This is a genomic window from Paenibacillus sp. JT31N17, assembly GCF_056269255.1.
This window is the reverse complement of sequence record NZ_JBWDNP010000013.1, coordinates 117,536-137,741: the sequence shown is the minus strand read 5'-3', so window position 1 is coordinate 137,741 and position 20,206 is coordinate 117,536. Positions and strand designations below refer to the sequence as shown.

At 50.7% G+C, this 20,206-nt stretch carries 21 protein-coding genes and 1 pseudogene; 5 read left to right on the top strand and 17 right to left on the bottom strand.

The genetic code is table 11. The features are described 5' to 3' along the window. Positions 1 to 5: 5 nt before the first annotated feature. The 5 genes from AC0YOB_RS29270 to AC0YOB_RS29250 all read right to left on the bottom strand — a co-directional run bounded on the left by AC0YOB_RS29270 (position 6) and on the right by AC0YOB_RS29250 (position 3,790). Positions 6 to 512, bottom strand: a complete 507-nt coding sequence (locus AC0YOB_RS29270; protein WP_210039925.1) for a DUF4178 domain-containing protein — start codon at positions 510 to 512, stop codon at positions 6 to 8. Between the two features lie 36 nt (positions 513 to 548). Further along, positions 549 to 953 carry a DUF350 domain-containing protein gene (locus AC0YOB_RS29265; RefSeq protein WP_475795793.1) on the bottom strand — a complete coding sequence of 135 codons (405 nt, stop codon included), beginning with the start codon at positions 951 to 953 and terminating at the stop codon, positions 549 to 551. A gap of 124 nt (positions 954 to 1,077) precedes the next feature. Continuing rightward, complete coding sequence (locus AC0YOB_RS29260) at positions 1,078 to 1,749, bottom strand: PspA/IM30 family protein (protein WP_475771479.1); 672 nt, start codon at positions 1,747 to 1,749, stop codon at positions 1,078 to 1,080. A gap of 143 nt (positions 1,750 to 1,892) precedes the next feature. Then, entirely contained in the window at positions 1,893 to 2,798 is a 906-nt protein-coding gene (locus AC0YOB_RS29255) for a copper amine oxidase N-terminal domain-containing protein (protein WP_475795792.1), read from the bottom strand. Positions 2,799 to 2,947: 149 nt separating this feature from the next. Then, on the bottom strand, positions 2,948 to 3,790 hold the full coding sequence (locus AC0YOB_RS29250) for a phytanoyl-CoA dioxygenase family protein (RefSeq protein ID WP_210039921.1): 843 nt from the start codon (positions 3,788 to 3,790) through the stop codon (positions 2,948 to 2,950). Between the two features lie 182 nt (positions 3,791 to 3,972). On the opposite strand from AC0YOB_RS29250, the gene AC0YOB_RS29245 reads away from it, so the two are divergent. Further along, positions 3,973 to 4,854, top strand: a complete 882-nt coding sequence (locus AC0YOB_RS29245; protein WP_475795791.1) for a helix-turn-helix domain-containing protein — start codon at positions 3,973 to 3,975, stop codon at positions 4,852 to 4,854. 57 nt (positions 4,855 to 4,911) lie between these two features. Here AC0YOB_RS29245 and AC0YOB_RS29240 read toward each other — a convergent pair whose 3' ends face one another. Next, a complete protein-coding gene (locus AC0YOB_RS29240) occupies positions 4,912 to 5,508 on the bottom strand; it encodes a TetR/AcrR family transcriptional regulator (RefSeq protein ID WP_475771483.1) in 597 nt (198 codons plus the stop codon). 252 nt (positions 5,509 to 5,760) lie between these two features. Between AC0YOB_RS29240 and AC0YOB_RS29235 the strand changes: the two genes are divergently transcribed. Continuing rightward, positions 5,761 to 6,387 (top strand): FMN-dependent NADH-azoreductase, encoded by a 627-nt coding sequence (locus AC0YOB_RS29235; RefSeq protein WP_475795790.1) that lies wholly within the window; start codon positions 5,761 to 5,763, stop codon positions 6,385 to 6,387. Positions 6,388 to 6,457: 70 nt separating this feature from the next. On the opposite strand, the gene AC0YOB_RS29230 is transcribed toward AC0YOB_RS29235, so the two are convergent. Both AC0YOB_RS29230 and AC0YOB_RS29225 read right to left on the bottom strand, forming a co-directional pair. Beyond that, a complete protein-coding gene (locus AC0YOB_RS29230; RefSeq protein WP_475795789.1) occupies positions 6,458 to 6,814 on the bottom strand; it encodes a winged helix-turn-helix transcriptional regulator in 357 nt (118 codons plus the stop codon). Between the two features lie 220 nt (positions 6,815 to 7,034). Then, the gene (locus tag AC0YOB_RS29225) at positions 7,035 to 7,910 is read right to left on the bottom strand and encodes an AraC family transcriptional regulator (RefSeq protein ID WP_475795788.1); all 876 of its coding nucleotides are present in this window, start codon (positions 7,908 to 7,910) and stop codon (positions 7,035 to 7,037) included. 211 nt (positions 7,911 to 8,121) lie between these two features. Here AC0YOB_RS29225 and AC0YOB_RS29220 point away from each other — a divergent pair, with 211 nt between their 5' ends. After that, positions 8,122 to 9,204 carry an NAD(P)-dependent alcohol dehydrogenase gene (locus tag AC0YOB_RS29220; protein ID WP_475795787.1) on the top strand — a complete coding sequence of 361 codons (1,083 nt, stop codon included), beginning with the start codon at positions 8,122 to 8,124 and terminating at the stop codon, positions 9,202 to 9,204. A 159-nt stretch (positions 9,205 to 9,363) separates the two neighbouring features. On the opposite strand, the gene AC0YOB_RS29215 is transcribed toward AC0YOB_RS29220, so the two are convergent. The 6 genes from AC0YOB_RS29215 to AC0YOB_RS29190 all read right to left on the bottom strand — a co-directional run bounded on the left by AC0YOB_RS29215 (position 9,364) and on the right by AC0YOB_RS29190 (position 15,364). Then, a complete protein-coding gene (locus AC0YOB_RS29215; RefSeq protein WP_475795786.1) occupies positions 9,364 to 10,191 on the bottom strand; it encodes a sugar phosphate isomerase/epimerase family protein in 828 nt (275 codons plus the stop codon). Positions 10,192 to 10,377: 186 nt separating this feature from the next. After that, positions 10,378 to 10,977, bottom strand: a complete 600-nt coding sequence (locus tag AC0YOB_RS29210; RefSeq protein WP_475795785.1) for a nitroreductase family protein — start codon at positions 10,975 to 10,977, stop codon at positions 10,378 to 10,380. A gap of 109 nt (positions 10,978 to 11,086) precedes the next feature. After that, on the bottom strand, positions 11,087 to 13,468 hold the full coding sequence (locus AC0YOB_RS29205; RefSeq protein ID WP_475795784.1) for an EAL domain-containing protein: 2,382 nt from the start codon (positions 13,466 to 13,468) through the stop codon (positions 11,087 to 11,089). A 51-nt stretch (positions 13,469 to 13,519) separates the two neighbouring features. Then, positions 13,520 to 14,713 (bottom strand): beta-ketoacyl-[acyl-carrier-protein] synthase family protein, encoded by a 1,194-nt coding sequence (locus AC0YOB_RS29200; RefSeq protein WP_475795783.1) that lies wholly within the window; start codon positions 14,711 to 14,713, stop codon positions 13,520 to 13,522. 266 nt (positions 14,714 to 14,979) lie between these two features. After that, positions 14,980 to 15,144, bottom strand: a complete 165-nt coding sequence (locus tag AC0YOB_RS29195) for a hypothetical protein (protein WP_210039911.1) — start codon at positions 15,142 to 15,144, stop codon at positions 14,980 to 14,982. A gap of 61 nt (positions 15,145 to 15,205) precedes the next feature. Then, the gene (locus AC0YOB_RS29190) at positions 15,206 to 15,364 is read right to left on the bottom strand and encodes a hypothetical protein (protein WP_210039910.1); all 159 of its coding nucleotides are present in this window, start codon (positions 15,362 to 15,364) and stop codon (positions 15,206 to 15,208) included. 241 nt (positions 15,365 to 15,605) lie between these two features. Here AC0YOB_RS29190 and AC0YOB_RS29185 point away from each other — a divergent pair, with 241 nt between their 5' ends. Continuing rightward, positions 15,606 to 15,866: a hypothetical protein gene (locus AC0YOB_RS29185; RefSeq protein ID WP_475795864.1), complete on the top strand. Its 261-nt coding sequence runs from the start codon at positions 15,606 to 15,608 to the stop codon at positions 15,864 to 15,866. Beyond that, complete coding sequence (locus AC0YOB_RS29180; RefSeq protein ID WP_475795859.1) at positions 15,782 to 16,834, top strand: FAD-dependent monooxygenase; 1,053 nt, start codon at positions 15,782 to 15,784, stop codon at positions 16,832 to 16,834. Before AC0YOB_RS29185 ends, AC0YOB_RS29180 begins: the two co-directional genes overlap by 85 nt. 185 nt (positions 16,835 to 17,019) lie before the next feature. Here the strand turns inward: AC0YOB_RS29180 and AC0YOB_RS29175 are convergent, their stop codons facing one another. The 3 genes and pseudogenes from AC0YOB_RS29175 to AC0YOB_RS29165 form a co-directional block, all read right to left on the bottom strand. Continuing rightward, positions 17,020 to 17,718 (bottom strand): TetR/AcrR family transcriptional regulator, encoded by a 699-nt coding sequence (locus AC0YOB_RS29175; RefSeq protein WP_475795782.1) that lies wholly within the window; start codon positions 17,716 to 17,718, stop codon positions 17,020 to 17,022. Positions 17,719 to 18,048: 330 nt separating this feature from the next. Continuing rightward, positions 18,049 to 18,111: pseudogene (locus tag AC0YOB_RS29170) on the bottom strand (4Fe-4S binding protein); the annotation flags it as partial. 79 nt (positions 18,112 to 18,190) lie between these two features. Continuing rightward, positions 18,191 to 19,945 carry a Rieske (2Fe-2S) protein gene (locus tag AC0YOB_RS29165; protein WP_475795781.1) on the bottom strand — a complete coding sequence of 585 codons (1,755 nt, stop codon included), beginning with the start codon at positions 19,943 to 19,945 and terminating at the stop codon, positions 18,191 to 18,193. Positions 19,946 to 20,206 lie beyond the last annotated feature (261 nt).

Sequence of the window (20,206 nt, the reverse complement as noted above, 5' to 3'; positions counted from 1 at the left end):
ACCCCCTAACTTCCGCGGAGGACGCGGACGTCGGCCGGAAGCACATCTTCACCCTCATACATCATGAACCGCCCATCCTGCCATTCGATCCGGAGCAGCTTCATATCGTCGGATTGATACTGCCATACATACTGCTCGCCGCCCTGCACAAAAGGAGCCTTGCCCGTAACCGTAATCAGCCCGGAATACTGCTCCTCCAGATGATAGGTCCTCTCGTCCAGCTCGATGACGGTAGGGACTTCATCCACCGAATCCAGCCTGCCGTCAATGGGCGTATAAATGGCATATACCGTTTGCTCGCGTTCTTCAATCGTCAGATAGGAAACGGCAGCCCCATCCTGCAGGGTCAGTACAATCAATCTGCGCTGTCTGTTCTGGGTACGGCCAATGACCTGATAGGTGACCAGCGATATTTCACAAATATCACCGGGTCCAATGGTGAGGATAGTCTTCTCCGGTTTTGGCGGCTCCGGCTTTGCCATTATATTCTTGATACGTTTAAACAGGCCCATCGCCATCGCTCCTTATTATGTGGATTGGCCCTGTTGTTACAGGCACGCCCCGATAATCAATGCACCGGCAACATGGAAGGAGCCGGCAAGCAGCGCGTGGGCGATTTTGCCTTCCTTCGTGCCTTTGTCCAGGTGCAGGCCGAACATGGAGCGGAAGACAAGCTCCAGCAGGGTTTCAAGTACAAGCAGAATCACAAAGGAGATCACGGAAACCAGCAGCGCTTCGCCCAAATGGTTGGAGGTTGCAATGGACTGGGACAGAATGTAAGCTTGCGCCAGCAGCTTCATGACGAATCTGGTGGTAACCGCTACATTGCCCTTCTTGATCTCTTCCATATCCTTGTATCGCGTGAACATTGAATCCACTGTCATCAGTACAATCAGGAGCACAGCTCCCGCTCCGGTCCACACCAACATGCCCACTACTTCTTGTAAGGTCATCGGACATCCTCCATCATCAATTTTGCTGCATCCATTCGTGCAAAGAAAAAACGTCTGGGGGACGTCAGATCAGCGGGTGAGCGCGATCATCGTCGGCGGACGTTCTTCTTAGGTACGTTTTTGTTTAGTTCTTGTTCTCGTACTGCTTCATCAGAGCTGCCAGCTCATCTTCGACAGCTTTATCCTTGCCAAGCGCCTCGATCTCGTCGTCAAGCGACTTTTCCTTGCTATTCATTTCGTTGCTTGCTTCTGCCTGCGCTTCCATCTGGAGCATTTTCTCCTCCATCCGCTTCATTCCCGCAGTTGCGGTATCGGCGCTGAAGCCAGCCATCGATTTGTTGATGTCCGCTTGTGCCTTCGCTGCGTTGTAGCGGGCAACCAGCGTTTCGCGCTTGTTCTTCATATCCGTCAGCTGCTTGCGCATCTCTGCAAGCTTATCGCGCAGATTGTCGGCTGACGCTTTATTCTGGTCGTAATTGGTTTTGTATTCATTCATTTTCTGCTCGGCCGCTTTCTTCTCTTCGAGAGCGCGGCGGGCAAGATCGAGATTCTGCGCCTGAGCTGCCGTATGGGCCTGCTCTTGCCGTTTCTTCACGAGCGCTTCCTGCTCTTCATACAGCTGCTTGAATCTCTTCTCGATCGCGATCTGAGCGGCGACGGCTTTCTCCGCATCCTCCAGGTCTTCCTGCATATCGCGAATATATTGGTCAGTCAGTTTAACCGGATCCTCGGCTTTCTCAATCATGGCATACACATTGGATAAAGTTAAATCTCTCAGACGTTTAAAAATCGACATTTTTTGTAGTCCTCCCTTAATATGTTCTGCGTTGATGTTACCTATTACGCAATCAGAGCAAGATACGTTTCAATTATGTATCCGAAGCGGAACTAAAATCAACTGAAGATTTTATTTTATTTGGGAAAAAAATGATAATGACATTACCGATTATCCGTCCGCTGCTCGCCTTCAACCGGATTAAAAATTTCTCTGCTCTTCCCGCGCTGCTCCGAAATCGCATACGGAGGCAGATCGCTCACCTTGCCATCGCTTCCGATCGTACCGTATTTTATGAATGCCGGTGTTGAAAAATTATACATAAAATAAGTAGACTCGCCAAATGCCGGCGGTTTTGATCCGGATTCCCGATACTTGCCGCTCGCCGACCAGGTATCCTTCTGCCACTTCACCTCGGCCAGTCCCTGTTCGTTAATCTCAATATAGCTGATTAAGCCTTTGTATTCCTTCGTAAATCGAAGAGCTTCTCCCTGGGGAAAGACATAATCCTCAGAGAATCCTTCCCCTAAGGGAGCTAGCCCTTTCTCCAGCGGGATTGGACTGAGATTGGCGGCAATATTGCGGGCATCCGGGAGGCTGCCTGTCATAAGCTTCCGGTAGTCGGCTTCTCCGGATGGTGTGCGGACGATCGCCTGTCTGGTGGCCGTGATGTAATCCACTGTGCCGCCCAGAGTCTCGGAGAGAAAACGAAGCGGAACATAAGTGCGGCCGGAAATAATCTGAACCGGCGCATCCAGCTTCACGCGGGTTCCATTGACATTGGCTTCCGTCACCCCCTCCTGCAGCATGACCGTCATGTTCTGGCTCGGATTGGTGATGACAACTGTCCTCGCGGACGCATCGTACGAATAGCTCACCCATTCGGGGTCGTTAAAGGCAATCAATTGAACGAGCGTGTAGCCTTGCAGGAGAATGGGCTGTTCCTGCAGCTTGCCGTCAATAAATACCTGTGGCTGTACGGGAGCTGCGCCATATGCGGACATGCTTGCTGTCATTGTGCCTGCCAACAGCAAGGAGACAGCGGCGGCCGTTTTAAACCATTTCATCATTTGATTGTTTCCTCCTTGCTTGTTTGTTCGCAGGCAAGATTCTATTATCGTCATGGTAATAGATTATCATATCATCGGCAAACTGGAAACGACCCCCATCGCAGAAAGAGCCGCGATGGAGGTTTCTTTAAGAGAAATTTAGACTGGTTTCAGTTGCTGCTGCGGCTGTACAGCAGCGGGTTGAGCGGACTCGCTGCGAGATCGCCCGGTCCAAGTCCGGGGAACCAGGCAGCCATGTCGTTCCGGTGGGCGCTGCTTTCCGGCTCGGCTATCCGCAGCCCGTCCGCAATATAGATAATTGTCATTACCTTGCGCATATGATCCGTTGGATTGCCCGGTGCGCTGTGCACCGTCCAGCCGGAGTGGAATGTGGCATCTCCCGGGGCCATTGCTCCGTACGTCCACTGTTCAAAGCCTTTGCCATCGATATACTGTGCAAGCGTCTTATGGGATTCGTCGGAAATCACCATCCGGTTGATGTACCCTTGGCTGTGCGATCCGGACGCGAAAGTCATGGAGCCTACCTCCTCCGAAATCGGCACAAGCGGCATCCAGAGCGTGATCGTCTTGTCCGTATCCAGCGGCCAGTAGATCTGATCCTGATGCCAGGGGGTATGGCCGCCGTAAGGTTCTTTGAACAAGGCCTGATCATGATACATCCGGACGCCATCCACGCCCATTAGATCGGCAGCGATCTTGGCGAAACGCCGGGCCAACGAAAATTTGGCCACTGCCTCGCTTTTTTCCCACAGGTTGCCGATCTGGATGAAAGCCTTACCATAAGTGTCCCGCTCTTCAAGCGGCTTGTTCTGTTTGTTCAAACGCTGGACGCACTGGCTGATTATCGGTTCATAAGCCGCAACCTCGCTGGCCGAAGCGACGCCGCGCAGCAGGACATGCCCTTTCTCCTGATAGTTCTTGATCTGTGTTTCTGTTATTTCATACGGCTCATCCAAAGCAGGCAGCAGGGTGATCTGTTCATCGGCTGACATTGTTTATTCCTCCTTCATGGAATACGGAATCATCATCTCGTTATATGACGATTATATTCATTTGCATGAGGATGGTCATTGTCAATCCTTATTGGATGTTTGTCAAAAACAACTGAAAATCTGAGTTTCATTATGATATACTTCTAGATAATGAACACCGTCAGAGGAAAGGGGCCAGTAGTATGGATATCCGTGAAGTTCAGCGCAGCTCTCCCCCGTTCGTACCTTATATCCGGAATAGTGAATATGCCATTCGGCGGCCGTGGGATTACCCCGAGAGAAGGCTGCTTGATTATCTTCTTATTTATATCCAGGAAGGGATATGCCAAATAACGGTCGACCGGCGGGTCTACCGTTTTGAAGCCGGACAATTTTGCCTCGTTCAGCCTGGGAGTCTTGTTGTGCTGGAGGGGCTTACGGATACCATCACTCCCTATGCCCATCTGGATGTGTTTTATAATCCGGAGCGTGAACGAAGCTTCGCCACCCGGCCGGGGCAGCTCGATCTGAGCGCATACCAGGAGTTGATGCAGCCCAGCCTGGAGCAGGTATACGGGGTTCATATTCCGGTGGGACTTACGGTGGGAAATCCGAAAAAATTCAGTGAAACCATCATTCGGCTGACCGAGCTGTGGCAGCAGCATAATCCCCTGATGCAGCTGAAGGCCCACCTGCTTGCCTCCGAGCTGATGATTGCCGTATTGGAAGCCTATGACCGGGAAAACAGCTTCAGCATGCGCAGCGCCAAGGATCCGTTCGGCTGGATCGTTTCGTATTTCTCGGTGCATCTGAACGAACCACTTTCCATCCAGGACATGGCCGGCAGAGCCAATCTCTCTCCGTCCCGGTTCAGCGCGCTGTTCAAGCAGCGCTATGGGGTTTCCCCGCACCAGTACCTGCTGGAGATGCGCATTACGCATTCCCGTGAGCTGCTGCAAAGCTCGCTGTTAACCCAGGAGGAAATAGCCTCCTACTGCGGCTTTGCCGATATTCACCATTTCTCCAAAACGTTTAAAAAACGCACGGGGTTCTCTCCCGGGCAGTGGCGGGATCAGGCAAGGTAATATTTTTGTCTTGCTAAATTTTCATTTCAATTATAGAAATTCGGTGCAGCCGCGCCCTTACTCGTCTTTCCCGCAAATGCCGTAGAAAAATAAAATATTCATTTCTTCTATGAATTGTTCCATATTTCCATACTGCCGGGCGTAATCCAGCAATTGCTCGGATTGCCGAAAAAACATATCGATATAAAACAGTATCGTTGGAATCGAAACTTTGCTTGAAATTTCTCCCCGTTCTTTCCCCTCATTGATCAAACGAACAATAAGCGGCAGGACTTTTTCTTTATATTCCGTTTCAAAATATTGATTCATCTCATGGTCCTCAATCATGATTTCCTTGATCACGGCAACGGGCAGCGTCTTATACGATTCTTTGCCGCGGATAATGCTGTACTGTACGATCTCTTTCAAGGAATGCTTCTCCGTGATATAGGCTTCAAATTCCGCCGTGTACTTGTTGATATAATCCATGAATACTTCCCGCAGCAGCAAGTCTTTACTTCCAAAATGATTATAAATCGTAACCTGCGACACATTCGCCTTCTTTGCGATATCCGCTATCCTTATCCGCTTGGGCTCCCATGTTTTCAGCATTTCAAAGGTACTCATCATAATCTTCTCTTTAATACGCTCGGCTCTCTTCTCAAATCCGTTCATGTCGTTTTCCCCTTTTTTGAAAAAGACCTTCGGCATATTATAACATATGTAATATATATAATAAAATATTTCACCATTTCACAAATAGGATTGGTCCTTGGCTGACCGGCAGGGCACATTTAAGTAACCCGATTACATTAATGTGCCTTCTTCTCAAAAATAATCTTTATCTTCATAATGACAGGGAGCGGATTCGCCTTACGTCAAGACGCATGAAGCATAACTATATTTACTTGGGAGGAACAAGAAGTAATGGAAAACATATTGTTCGTAAAAGCAAACGACCGTCCGTCGGATCAAGCAGTCAGCAGCAGAATGTACGATACTTTTTTGAATAGCTACCGCAAGAGCCACCCGAATGACAGTATAACGGAGGTTAATCTGTTTAACGTCGAGCTTCCCTATTTCGGAAATACGACGCTGAGCGGTCTTTATAAACTCAGCCAAGGGCTTGAGACTTCGCCGGAAGAGAAGAAAGCTGCCGATATTGCCAATTTTTATCTGGAGCAATTTATGGCAGCCGACAAGATTATAATCGCTTTCCCTCTCTGGAATTACACAGTGCCAGGTCCGCTGGTCACCTATATTTCCTATATTATGCAAGCAGGGAAAACGTTCAAATATACGTCAGAAGGTCCAATCGGTCTGGCGGCCGACAAAAAAGTCGCGCTTCTCACCGCAAGAGGCGGAGATTATTCGCTTGAATTCATGGCTTCTATGGAAATGGCTTTAAATTATATAAAAACCGCCATCCGCCTTATGGGCATTCATAATCCCGATTCCGTAGTCATCGAAGGACATGCGCAGTATCAGGACCGCGCTCAGGATATCATTGACAGCGGATTAAAAGAAACTGCGGATTTGGCAGCAAGGTTCTAAATTCTCACAGCCTTTCTTGTGATCCGCTATTTACAAAAAATCAGCCACAGCAAGTTGCTGTGGCTGATTACTATTCCGAAACCGTCTGTAATTCCATTTGTTTATTTCTCATTCTGATATCATGGGCGGTTCCCCATTCATTCATTAATCTCAATATGGGACCCAATGTATAACCGTAGTCTGTAAGCGAATATTCGACTTTGGGAGGCACGACGGGATAGACGACACGCCTGACAACATCCTGGTCCTCCAATTCCCGCAGCTGGGAGGTCAGCATTTTCTTGGTTATATCCGGAATGGCCTTTTGCAGCTCGCTGAACCGTTTGGTCCCTTCAAAATAAAGATGGAGTAAAATGGTGCTTTTCCATTTTCCAACCAATACTTCCAGCACCGGATTGATCCGGCACATGTCTGGAAGAGATTTCATAGATCCTACCCCTCCTTTTAAAAGCCCTAAAGGTTGTTTTTTCAATACTATGGTGTCTGGTTATACCTAGTGTTCTTATTGGACCATAAGTTACATAATAACACATATAATCAATAAAATCTGAATGGCATTTTAAATCAAATGATGAACTTTGTTTTGGCCAACAACCGCATATTGGAGCAAAATTGCATTGCGATCCGGGGAAAACGGGATGAACGTCCTACTTGCTCTTCCGCCCGGCCTCACGGAAGGCTGCCGGAGGAATCGCCTTGGCTTTGGTAAACACACGGGTAAAATAGTGGACAGATGAAAAACCTGTCCGCTCGGCAATTTCTTTGATCGGCATATCCGTGTGAGTGAGAAGATGCTCAATGGCACGTATCCGTTCGATCCGAACAAAGGAGGAGAATGATTCATGAATGCTGCCTGCGAACAATCTCGACAGCTGCCGCTGAGAGATGTTCAAATAATCTGCGACATCGGGCAGCGACAATGGCCCGCTTAAATTATCACGAATATACAGCTTCGCCCGCTTGACAAGCACTGCACCATTAGACGAGGCCGGCGGCGCGTCCAGGCTCCGTTTTGTTCCGATCAGCTCCCCAAATGATTCGAGAAGCGCGTGGGCGAGCGGAGATAGGAGCGATACGGACAGCGGTCTGTCCCATTCTTCCGGCACCAGCAGCGACCTCCAGAGGTGAGCGGTTGGCGATTGCCCGGCCGAATCTGTCCAGACGGCTCCTTGAAGCAGCGATTTCGTATAGCTCTCGTACGCTTCGGCTTCGGACTGGTGCTTATCGGGCTCGAATGCCACGAACAACAGGTCCAAGCCGTCCACCTCGCTGATCTGATGAAGGACCTCCGGGCGCGAGTTGATAACCACGCCCTCGTATAACGGAAAGCTTCGTCCTTCTTCCTCATACACTCCCCTGCCGCCGTTTACATAACAAATCTCGTTGAAGGAATGCTTATGTACGGCATTGGCTGCCAATTCATGGATGACTCCCCAATAATGGATCAAATACGTCATGGCCGGTCCCTTCAGCAGCCCCGCATAACGGTTCAGCCGGTCATTGCTTTTTGTCCATTGAAACATAATAATCCAAACTCTCCTTGGCGTAAAATTACAAAAGGATGGCCGCGGGCTGCAAATACGCGGCTTCTTACCCTCTCTATAATTAAAATGTATTTGCGGCAAAATGACCATAAGGAGAAGGACCCGGAAGAAGGAGTGAGAGTACCGCAAATACAGGACAAGTTAAATAGACAGAAACCATTTATACTCGGAGTGAAGGAGCCATTTTACCATGAAAATTACAGCAGCGATGACGGCAGAAAAAGGCAGTCCATTTGAATTGCACGAGCTAGAGCTCGCCGATCCGAAACCAAACGAGGTACTGATTCGCATTGTGGCGTCCGGTGTATGCCATACGGATGCCGCTTCCAGAGATGGCGAAATTCCTGTTCAATATCCCGTCGTGCTGGGTCATGAAGGATCAGGCATCGTCGAGAAAGCAGGAAGCAATGTCACTTCCGTCGTCCCTGGCGATCATGTTGTCCTATCCTTTGCCTCATGCGGCAATTGTGAATATTGTCTGTCCGGCAAGCCTGCCTACTGCAGCAGCTTCTTGATGCTCAATTTCGGCGGCGTAATGGCCGACGGAACAACTCCGCTTCATCATCACGAGCATGGTGTCAAAAATTTCTTCGGCCAATCTTCCTTTGCCACCTATGCGATCGCGAATGAACGGAGTGTCGTTAAAGTGGATAAAGAGATCGATCTTGCACTGCTTGGTCCGCTTGGCTGCGGCATTCAAACCGGAGCCGGGACAGTATTCAATTCCCTGCAGCCTAAATTTGGCGAGAGCATTGCCATATTCGGTGCAGGCAGCGTCGGACTCAGTGCGGTCATGGCAGCAAAGATTATCGGCTGCTCCAGGATTATCGCTGTCGATATTATACCGAGCCGTCTTGAACTGGCCAAAGAACTCGGCGCCACTCATGTCATTAACGGAAACGAAGCTGACGCCGTAGCAGAGATTCGCCGCATCACCAACGGAGGCGCGAGCTACAGCATCGATACGACGGGTGTGACGGAAATCGGGATCCAGGCGGCAGAAGCGATCCGAGTAAAGGGAACCGCAGCCTTTGTCGTTAAAGTGCCTGATCTGGCGCAAGCTCCCACCGCTATTTTCGGCAAGTCCTTTGTTACGCTCTGGGAAGGGGATTCCATTCCACAATTATTTATCCCCCAACTCATTGAATATTATAAAGAAGGAAGATTTCCTTTTGATAAGCTTGTAAAATTCTATGAGTTCAAAGATATCAACCAGGCCTTTAAGGATACAAAAACAGGGGTATCGGTTAAACCGGTATTGAAAATGGTTTAACCCGGCAAACAGCAAGGGCGCTATCGAAAGCATTCGCTTTCGATAGCGCCCTTTTTTTAAAAATCACGGATCAAGGCTGCAAGTTCCAGGAAAAGGAAAGTGCCCTCCCCTCCATCCTGGAGAGCTCACTAGGAGCCGCCACAAGAATCTATGCGCTTTTTACAAATACGGCTGAACGATCCGCTTGATCCTCTCCAGCCCTTCCCACATATCGCCTGGTCCATCATAGATCAGCACCATCGCGCCGTCGAAGCCGGAAGCACTTACACGGTCAAGACAGAGACGGAACTCCTCTTCATCCGGCAGACCTTGCTCGTCATAATCCGCTTTGGCATGCACGGACACGCTTGCCGGCAGAATAAGCTCAAACTCTTCATATTTGCAAGGGGCCTTGAAGTTGCCGAAATCCGTAATAAATCCGATTGCGTCCTCCGTCAGCTCCAGAAGCTTCCTGCAGCTGCCGCCTGTCGAGGTCAGCGCCTTGAAATTTTCACTGACCACACGCACACCCTTCGATGAACCGTATGCAGCCAGCTCCTGAAGGGCGGATGCCGACTGCCGCAGTGCCTTCTCGTTATCAGGATCGGCTTCACCGGCAATAATCCGGATCTGCTTCGCCCCTGCCTGCGCCGCAATATCAATCCACTTGCGGGACAGCTCCATATCCGCAGCCAGCCGCTTTCCGTCTTCCGTTGTCAAATTGCCATAATCCAGCAGAAGCGTATCGAAGGATACGCCAGCGGACAGAAAAGACTGCTTCAGCAGCTCCAAATAAGCAGGCTCTGTCGATGGAAAATGAAAGTGGCAAACTTCGATGGCCTGATAACCGCGCCTTGCGGTTTCTGCAGGCAGCTCCAGAAGGGTGTGAATCTCATCCTGCGTCTGTTCATTTGTCGTATGCTTGCCCGTCTCTTCGTTCCACCCGGTCCAGCGGAGCGGACCAAGAAGCCGATGCAGACTCCAGGTACTCACTGATAAGTAGGACATGAATAATAACCTCCTCAGATACAACGCTTTCATCCTGACTTACCCAGCTTAGCAGAACCATCGGGAATTTCAATATGTAATTTACACGCGGATGGAAATTGACAACGCCCTCCCATGGATAGGAGGGCGCTGTTATTCCCTGCTTCAGAAGCATCTTCCCGGCAGGCTTGAATGCCATGAGCAAGCTTATTTGAAAACCTTCAAGCGCTCTTCAATCGGTTGGAATTCCTTCTGTCCAGGCTCCGCCAACGGCTTGCCGAAAGGCATCTGGGCAATCATCAGCCAGCTTGACGGGATGTTCCACGCTTGCTTGACCTCTTCGTCGATGATCGGATTGTAATGCTGCAGAGATGCGCCCAGCCCTTCCAGCTCCAGTGCGGTCCAGACCACAAACTGCAGCATCCCTGAGGAATGATTGGACCATTCCGGGAACTTGTCCTTATACGTTGCAAACTGCTGCTGCAGATTTCCTACGACGGTCTGGTCCTCGTAGAACAGCACGGAGCCGTAGCCGCTGCGGAAGCCGTTGATTCTCTCTTCTGTCTGCGGGAAGCTCTCGGCAGGGACCATTTTGCGCAGGGTCTCTTTCGTTATATCCCATAGCCGTTCATGCTGCGCGCCAAACAGCAGAACCACTCTGGCACTCTGCGAGTTGAACGCTGAAGGAGTATGCAGGATAGCATCACTCACTATTTCCTGGATCCTCCCATCGGAGACGATTCTGTCGCTGCCGATGGCGTAATAGGTTCGGCGTTTTTTCAAGGCTGCTAAAAAATCCTGACTCATCGTTAATCACTCCTCTGAAGAATTACTACTTGATTATGATATCCCGACTGCTATTTCATTAACCAGCAAAAAAAGGCTGTTCCGGCAATGCGTGCCGGACAGCCTGCTGTCAACTGTTTGGCTGGAGCATCTTCCTGATCTCCTGCTCGGGAACCGGACGGCTGAACAGAAATCCCTGCGCTTCATGACAATCCTGGTCGGCAAGAAACTGAAGCTGCTCCTCATGCTCGACCCCCTCTGCAACGACCCGCAGATCGAGGTTCTTGGCCATCGCGATAATCGTCGTTACGATTGCGGCATTATCCCTGTCGCTGGTCACATCCACGAGAAAAGAGCGGTCGATCTTCAGCTTGTCAATCGGCAGCTTCTTCAAATAACTGAGCGAGGAATAGCCTGTTCCGAAATCATCCATAGACACCGACAAGCCTAAATTCTTCAGTTGATTCAGCTTTTCTATCACAAGATCCGTATCGTGCATGGCGACACTTTCGGTAATCTCCAGATCCAGACAGCGCGGAGTGATGCCTGTATCATTCAGAATGACGGCGATGGATTCCACCAGGTTGGATTCATAAAATTGACGCAAGGAAATATTGACTGCCACGCGGACCGGGCTATAGCCGCTGAACTCCCATTCCTTGAGCTGCCGGCAGGCTTTTCGGAGCACCCACTCGCCCAGTGAAACAATCAGCCCGGTTTCTTCCGCCAGAGGAATGAATTCGACAGGGGATATCTCCCCAAGCTCGGAATGATGCCAGCGAAGCAGCGCTTCGACACCTGTCAGCTTGCGGGTCTGCAGGTCGATCTGCGGCTGGTAGTAGAGGAGCAACTCCTCATTATGGACAGCTCTGCGCAGTTCCTTTTCCAGCACCATTTTCCGCAAATACGACCGGTCCATCTCGCTGTTATAGAAGCGGTACTTGTTCCTGCCCTGCTCCTTGGCCCGATGCATCGCCGTATCTGCCTGCTTCATCAAAGTTTCGGCATCCGAATTGCCCTCAGCGGACAGACTCATCCCGATACTCGGGGTTGAATGCACCTCCTGCCCTTTCAACGAGAAAGGGACCCTGAAAGCAAACAGGATTTTCTCCGCAGCCAGAACCGCCTCGGGCTGTGTGCTGCCTGTGAGCATCACAACAAACTCGTCGCCACCGATGCGGAACACATCGCCCTTCCCTTCCAATACCTCCTGCAGCCGCCGGGCAACCAATGTCAGGAATTGATCTCCAGCCGAGTGGCCGAGCGTATCGTTGATGATTTTAAACCGGTCCAAATCGATAAACATCAGGACGATTCCGTGAGGAATTACGTGAAGGGCATCATTCAGCATCTGATTGAAGGATCTTCTGTTCGGCAGTCCTGTCAGCGTATCGTGATAGGCCAGCTCCATAATCCGCTGCTCATATTCTTTTCTCTCGGTAATATCGGTGGATACGCACAGCAGCTGGCGGGAATCCGATAGGACAATTGGAATTTTCGCCGTTTGCACCCATCTGCGGCTGCCCTTGTGATCGACGATGAGCTGCTCCAGGTTGTAGACGCCCTCTCCCGCTGCCAGCAGTTCGAGCTCATCGTCATCCCCGTGGCGGTCATCATCCTCGTATTTAATGAAATCCGTTTCTTTCCTGCCGACAATATTGTCAATCGTCTCTCCATACATATTGGCCAGCGAAAGATTGGCGAGCGTCAACGCTCCCTCTTCGTTCTTGGTATAGATAAAGCTTGGATTGGTATCAATGACGGTGCGCAGAAATTCTCTCTGGTTCATCAGCGCGCGGTTCATTTCCTTGACGACATTGGCATGCATAAAGCAAAAGCCGATAAAGACGGCAATGGCAAAAATCAGGACCGCAATGCTGCTCGGGTATAAGCCGCTTTGCTGTGACATGTTAAGCGTACCAATGGAATAAGCCACGATCGAAGTTGTGCTGAACAGCACCAGAAAGGATCTTCGATGGGAATTCGAGACCTTCAGACTGAGGAAAAAACAGAATCCGATAACGATGAAGAAAAGCGGAACGTTCAGATTAAAAATCCAGCTGTATGATCCATAGACGGGAAACAGAAAGCTTGCGTAATGCTGCGATTCAACCAGGTGCAAGGATTGGATGCCTTGCTGCGTCCATCCCGCGGCATAAACGATCATGCTCCATACGGATAACGCGATGATCAGTTTCCTGTTGATAACCCAGGCCCATTTGCCGGATAACACCTCTCTGTGGGCCAAACTCCGGTAAATGGCATAAGTCACATAGAGCAAAGATGGCGGAAGCATGATCGATCCGAAACGAAACAGGCGAAACAGAAAATCAATCCAATCGAGGGGAAAATAATTATGCGCGAACAATATGGCCACATCCAGCTGCCAGACGCCGATAAAGACCATAAAAATAAACAAGCTCTTGGAAAGGATGCTTCTGCCGAACAAGGTTTGTATGGCGAGGCCAAGGCCCAAGGGCACGATTGAAAAAACTAGCATTAGAAAGAACATAGATCATACCCTCGCGATAGATGAATTTATATGAAATCCGTTAAATAAAAGTCAATTATCGTATTTGGACAGCAGCAGACAGGTGTTGTTCCCGCCATAACCATGGGAAGTAACCGCAATCTGGTTAATCACCTGATAACGGGTCTCGGCAACGATCGGCAAATCTGTGAAGCCCTGCCGCGACGATTTGATCGTAGGCGGAATAAATTGATGCTCAATAGAAATAAGCGATGCAATGGCCTGCATAATGCCGCTTGCTCCAAAAGCATGTCCAAACATGCTTTTAATCGTCGTAACCGGAACATCGCCGTCAAAGGTATTGTTATAGGCCAGGTATTCCACCCTGTCGTTGGCGTTCAGGCCAAGCGCCTGACTGTTCACATATGTAGGCGCATGGCTGCCAAGCACAGCCTGCAGCGCCTTGGTCATCATTTGTCCGGTAAGGTCGGAAGCGAATATGGATTGTCCATCATTATTAGTATATATATTGTCTATCACCCCGTATAGATATGCATCCCGCCGCAAAGCGACGTTCTCCCTTTCCAGTACGAGGACACCCGCACCCTCTGCCAGAACAAACCCCTCTCTATCCAGGGAAAAAGGGGTTCCCGCCTGTTCCTTGTCCAGCTCCATGGCCAATGCGCCCATCTTCGAGAAGCTGTATACGCACCCTCTTGTAACCGGGGCATCTGACCCGCCGATTATACATACATCCGTCTGGTTGGCTTCCAGCAGCAGCTTCGCCATCAGAATCGCATCAAGCCCGGCCGTGCAGCCCGTGCTCAGCGTAAAAACCAGACCGTTCGCCCCAATGTGGCCCGCTACAGCCGATGATAGACTGTGAGGATTGCCGGCCCCGGCGCTTGAAAGCGGAAATCTCTCATATTGGCTGTTGTTGCTCAATACCGCATACTGCTCAATTTCTGACAAACCGCCAACCGAAGTCCCCATAATAACCGAAACGCGCAAACCCTCTTTATTCTTATGTATGCCTGACATGAGCATGGCATCCTCGGCAGCAGCAACCGCAAGACGGGCTGTCCGGGGATAATTCTTATAGTTGAAGCCATTGATCTGTTTGAAATCGCCTTGTACAATACCGCAAACGAGATCTGTCCCATGCGGCCCTATCCCCTTGACCACCTCATGCGTGCATATGCCTGATTCCAGTATCCCCTTGAATTGCCGCACATCCAACGCACCGGGAGCTTTAATCCCGTACCCTGTCACCACTATTTTCTCCACGGTCTCCCAACACTCTCTCTATATCATCATTTATTTCTACAATGAATCTTGTAATTCGACATTGTTCGAGTCCATTATAGCTGAATCCGGCGGTTTCAACACGCTAATTTTATCCGCTTGGCTCTTTTTGCGCTTGCCCGGGAAATAAACGGATTATTTCTTGCAGAATGACTGCTTTCGTCCCTTCTGGAAACAGCGGCTGATGCAGTCGATTTTACGCTGAGTCAGGCAGAGGCATCGCTGCGCTCCGCCCGACTGACGTGCTGTTACTGGCCCGGACGGATCCGGATAATGCCTAATTCATTGGCATTGATGGCAAATGCGTTTCCTCCTTGAGCGACAGTGGCATTAGCCAATTGGCTGGCCTTGAATTTTGTCTTGCTGTTTTCGAAGCTGACATTGTTGGTTTGTTTGCTTTTCTTTTTCTTCATGAGATCACCTCCCTCCCCCGCTGACTGTTGGACAGCATTTGGCAATCGGGTGCAGGAGAAACTATTTGCGGTTTTTCTTTAAAATCTGCACATTGACGGCATTGCTGGCCAGAGCATTGCCTATTGTTGATTCAGCCGAAGCCGTTTGAAAAATGTTTATCACGATATATTGGTTTTTACCCGTCCGGTACCGGTACGTTTTTACTCGGGATCTGATCATCTGCTGTCCTCCCATCCTGAGATTCTATTTACTATATGTAATAGATTCCCTCACGGTATCCGCAGTTATAAGACTCGTAATTTAAAAGAGGCGATTGCCGATTAGAGTTTGCGAGGACGGGAATTGAGGTCTTATGAATTCTTTATTGCATTTCGGATGAATTTATATTAGCATGTTCATATTAGGTACTTATCGTACCTTATTAAGATACCTTATTAAGATTTATGGGAGGAGAAATTATATGGCTGAAAGAAATAGGACTGTGTTGATTTCAGGTGCAAGCATCGCCGGCCCGACCTTGGCCTACTGGCTTTCCAAGTATGGATTTGATGTAACCGTGGTCGAACGGGCAGAGACGATCCGGGCGGCGGCTATCCCATTGATGTCCGCGGGACGGCGGTCGACGTGGTCGAGCAGATGGGGATACTCCCGCAGCTCCAGGCGGCTCATATCCATTCGCAGAAGATTACTTTTTTCGATCCCGGAGGCATTGCCGGCGTGATCAGGCCAGAGGAGCTTACTGGCGGCGAGGAAGGACGGGACATTGAACTGCCCCGGGGCAGGCTGACGGAATCGCTGTTTGATTTGACGAAGCTCCAGTCGGTCCGTTACTGGTTTAATGACTCAATCTCCACCTTGAATGACGACGGCTCCGGTGTGGATGTCAGCTTCAAGAGCGGCCGGCGCAGCAGATTTGACATCGTCATTGGGGCTGATGGCTTGCACTCGAACACGCGTCGTCTTGTGTTCGGCCAGGAGGAGCAGTTCAACCGATATCTCGGTTATTGCTTCAATGGCTTTTCCATTCCGAATGATCTCGGCTTGTCCCACGAATCTGTCACCTACGCCACCCCGGGGCGGATTGCCGTGTTGTCGGCCTCTGGAGACAGCGATACGCTGTATGCCTTCCTGACGTTCGCCTCGGAACGGCCGCCATTGCCGGAGAACCACGATGCCGACAAGCAGCGCAAGCTGACCGCGGAGATATTTGCCGGCGGCGGCTGGGAAATCCCCCGTCTGGTGAAGGCGATGATGGAATCCGACGACCTGTATTACGATGTCGTCAGCCAGATTCACATGCCTCGTTGGTCGGAGGGCCGGATAGCGCTGGTGGGCGATTCAGCCTTCGCGCCCTCTTTCTTGTCCGGACAGGGCACAAGTCTGGCGCTGGCAGGCGCGTATATTCTGGCCGGTGAGCTGGCGTCCCATGAAGAGCACGGAGAGGCTTTCGCAGCGTATGAACAAATCATGCGGCCGTTTGCTGAAGCGAACCAGGCCCTGGCCGGCCGCGGTGCAACCTTCCTTTTGCCGCGCACCAGTGAGGAGCTTGAAGCCCGCAATCTAGCGCTGGCCGCATTGCAGTCATCAGATCAGTTAAACATGCCCGGTGATGAATCCAAAGACGTGCACAGCTCGCTTCGCCTGCCTGATTACGCTGCTTGGCTCGAGGCTGCAGCAAAGGGTATATAGAACCCGTGAGAACGAAAGACGGGCAGGCAATCGCCGGGTGGTCTTCCCCCTTTCTCTCGCCGAGATTGAACGCAAACAGCGCGCTGCCGATTTCCATCCGGTGCGCGCTGTTTGCGTTCAGCATAATATCGTGGTTAGATGCAAAAAATAAGGTAATCCCGCAGCGCCCATTTTGAGAAAATGAGTTATGCAAGAACAAGCGGTAAAAAAATATCGTCAACAATTTCTGTGATAGCGTGGTCGGATAATGCCTCATGGGTTGTAAGCAATTCATATCGGAGCAAATCTGACGGGAGGGCTATAACCCTTGCATTGATTCTTTTCGGGTTGATCTCTCCCCGATCCTCAGCGTTTTTCAAAATTGTCCTCATGGCTATTGTCAGTTTGTCTTCGGTTCTCGGTTGCATAAGCTGCGGCAAAGAAGAAATTAAATCCTTGCCATGATACTCGACCATTATGCCGTGTATGGTTTCAGCACCGATCATTTGCAGAGGTTTAACTATTCTCTGGAGCAGGAGAAGCACATCCTTACGCAAATCGCCTGTGTCCGGCGCGTCGATGGAAGGCTTGGGCACATGCTTGATTATGGCTGCAACGACAAGCTTGGCTTTATTGGGCCAACGACGGTATACCGCATTTTTATTTGTTTTTGCCCGCACGGCGACTCCCTCCATGGACAATCGGGCATAGCCTGCCTCGTTAAGTTCTTCCCAGGCAGCATGCAGAATGGCATTCTCCAGGATATCGCCACGACGCCGTGTGCCTGTGTTCTGATTCTCATTTTGAACGGATCCGCGGGAGTCGGAAGATCTCTCATCCTTTTTTTCATCCATACTTGCTTTCCTTCTTTCAACATTTTTATCATTTTCTATTTTTCGCTGCAAATATTCGCTGTTTCTTTCCGGCGTGGTAATTACGGGGCCTTGCTCCTTCTCCCATTATACTATCAGGAGATGCGTGATGAGAGAGTTTTGTATACCGGCTTTTATTGATTCACAAGGAATTGGCATATTACTAACTAAAGCTGGATTGTATCAAAAAAATGGAGCTTATGACAACTATAGCAGTTGAACATAAGCTCCGTATGATTATAGCTTCGTGTGGCGAGGGAACTTGTCGGTAAACGGCATGGTGAACTGCCAACCTTGTATTTCCCTTCCGGCGTCAACATTGGTGATACAGGTCGTCATTTGTTAACCTTGGCAAGCTCCATCTTAAATTACAGCGGGAGACGGGCAATGATCAGCGCAGCTTCCGCACTTGTCGCAAAGCCTCGGGGATTAAACATTCCGCTGCCTTGGTAATTATCCTACATGCCGCCGCAAAAAAAACTTCCGACGCCTGAAGGGGCACGCCCTATTCCTCGAAAAGCTTCTCTCCCCTATGAAGCCGCCAGGCTATCCGCGCCGTATGCGGCGTTTCCCTCGCAGTCGGCGCGTGGGCGGCCAAGTAACGCGCAGCTGCGAGCAGCAGCGTTTCCCTCGCGCGCTCGGCAAAAAGATCATTACGTCCGCTCCATTTGCCGTAGGCGGTCATAGCCGCTTCGTACAGCTGAAAAGAGTGAAATTCCGCATCCTCTCTCAACAGCCCGTGACCAAGCGTGTTCATCAGCGCGGCGGGATCGCCACCGGCCCGCAAATAACGGATCACCCATCCGGCGGCCTCGTTCACCTGCTGCCTCTGATCCATGAGCTTCAGCAGCTCATCCAGTTCCGGGAGCTTGCCGCCGGGAGCGGGCTTCGGCCGTGCAGCAGCGGGAACATTGAGAAAGCGGTCCAAGTAAACGCTGATTGCTCCATAAAAGACCGCCCTCAGGAGCAGCGGCTGACGGCTGCGGGAGATCATTTCATACACCGCATGCGCATGTGTGAAGGTATGCAATACCGCAATCCAATCGCCAAAATCATTTTGCGTATGAAAGCGCACAATCCGCTCCGCCGCTGCAAGCTCGACCAGCTGCGCCAGATGAAGAGGGTCTTTCCCTTCTTTGATGAATTGAAGCATCATATTAATCGTATGAAGCGGCTGATCGCCGAGCAGCGCGGCAACCAGATTTTCTTCCTCTTCCATTCTAAACGGCTGGCAGGCTTTTTCGCCTCTGGTATGGACAGTCAGCTGGCTGAACGCTTCCCGAAGCGGCTCAACCAGATTGACCGGCGCCTGCCATTGATGCAGCTCTTCGCTTCGTGTGGGGCTGCCCATGAGGGGAACCAGCGAAGCCAGCACCTGCATTCTCGACTCGGGATTGACCAGACTTAGCGATTCGAATGCTTTATTATGAAAGTCCAGGGTATGGCCGCCATCGAGATAAAAGTGGTCAGTGACCGCTGTGAACATCATGTCCGCAAGCTCTTCATCCGAAGCCCCTCTGCCGACGGCAGTCAGCAAAATCCGCTCGGCTCCCTGCGTATCCCTTACTTCCATGCAGCTGCGGTACCATGCGGTCAGCCTCTCATGGGGAACCTCACCGCCCGGAAGCCTGCCCAGAAGATGATGCTCCGCTCTGCCGCTGCTGCTCCGGGCCACATGATGCAGCCCCTGATACAGCGCCAGCAGCTTGCCCATCCCATCCAGCTTCGGCAGGATGCGCGTCATCGCAGTCAGAATCGTAAGTCCCGAATTCCAGCCGCCGCTAAGACGGGTACCGTATTCGATGCCCGTCCGGGCGATTTCATCCGCCGGTACGCCTGATTCCAGCAGGCCGACAATCGCTTTGGCAATGACAATGCCGATATTTTGCTCCAGCCCGCTCTTCAACCGCTCCAGCTGCTTTTCCTTATCCCGGACGCCCCGCGAGCGCGAATGCACCCAAACGCCGTCCTCCCCAACTTTCACTTCATGCGAGGGAACATCATCCGCCCATGGATCAAACGTCCCTCCACTGCACACATCAAATCTGGCATGATGCCAGTGGCAGGTCAGGATACCGTCGCACAGGCTCCCCACGTGCAAGGGAAATCCCAGATGGGGACAGCGGTTATCCACTGCGTATACCTGATCTTCATGATAAAATACGGCGATGCCGCCTTTAATGACTTTAGCTTTTTCCTGTTGAAGCGCTTCCAATGTCCCGGCGAATAGCCACTCTTCCGTCACGTTTGCCATACTCATTAGGAACAAACCCCTTTCGGCCCGTATAATAAGCTTGCATCTTATTATAGCAGTGATGTATGGTTCACAGCCATGAAAACAGCCATGAAAATGACGCGGCTCCCCGCCAATGAGGACAGTGCAGCTCAGACGGAACTACTTTGAACACTTGCCGGACCAATGATACATGGGCCAATGCCATTCCATAACAAACACCCAATCACGGCGGAGCGGTTCAGCATACACTTACAAAGTACCCCAAACATAAGGAGGTGCTTTGGA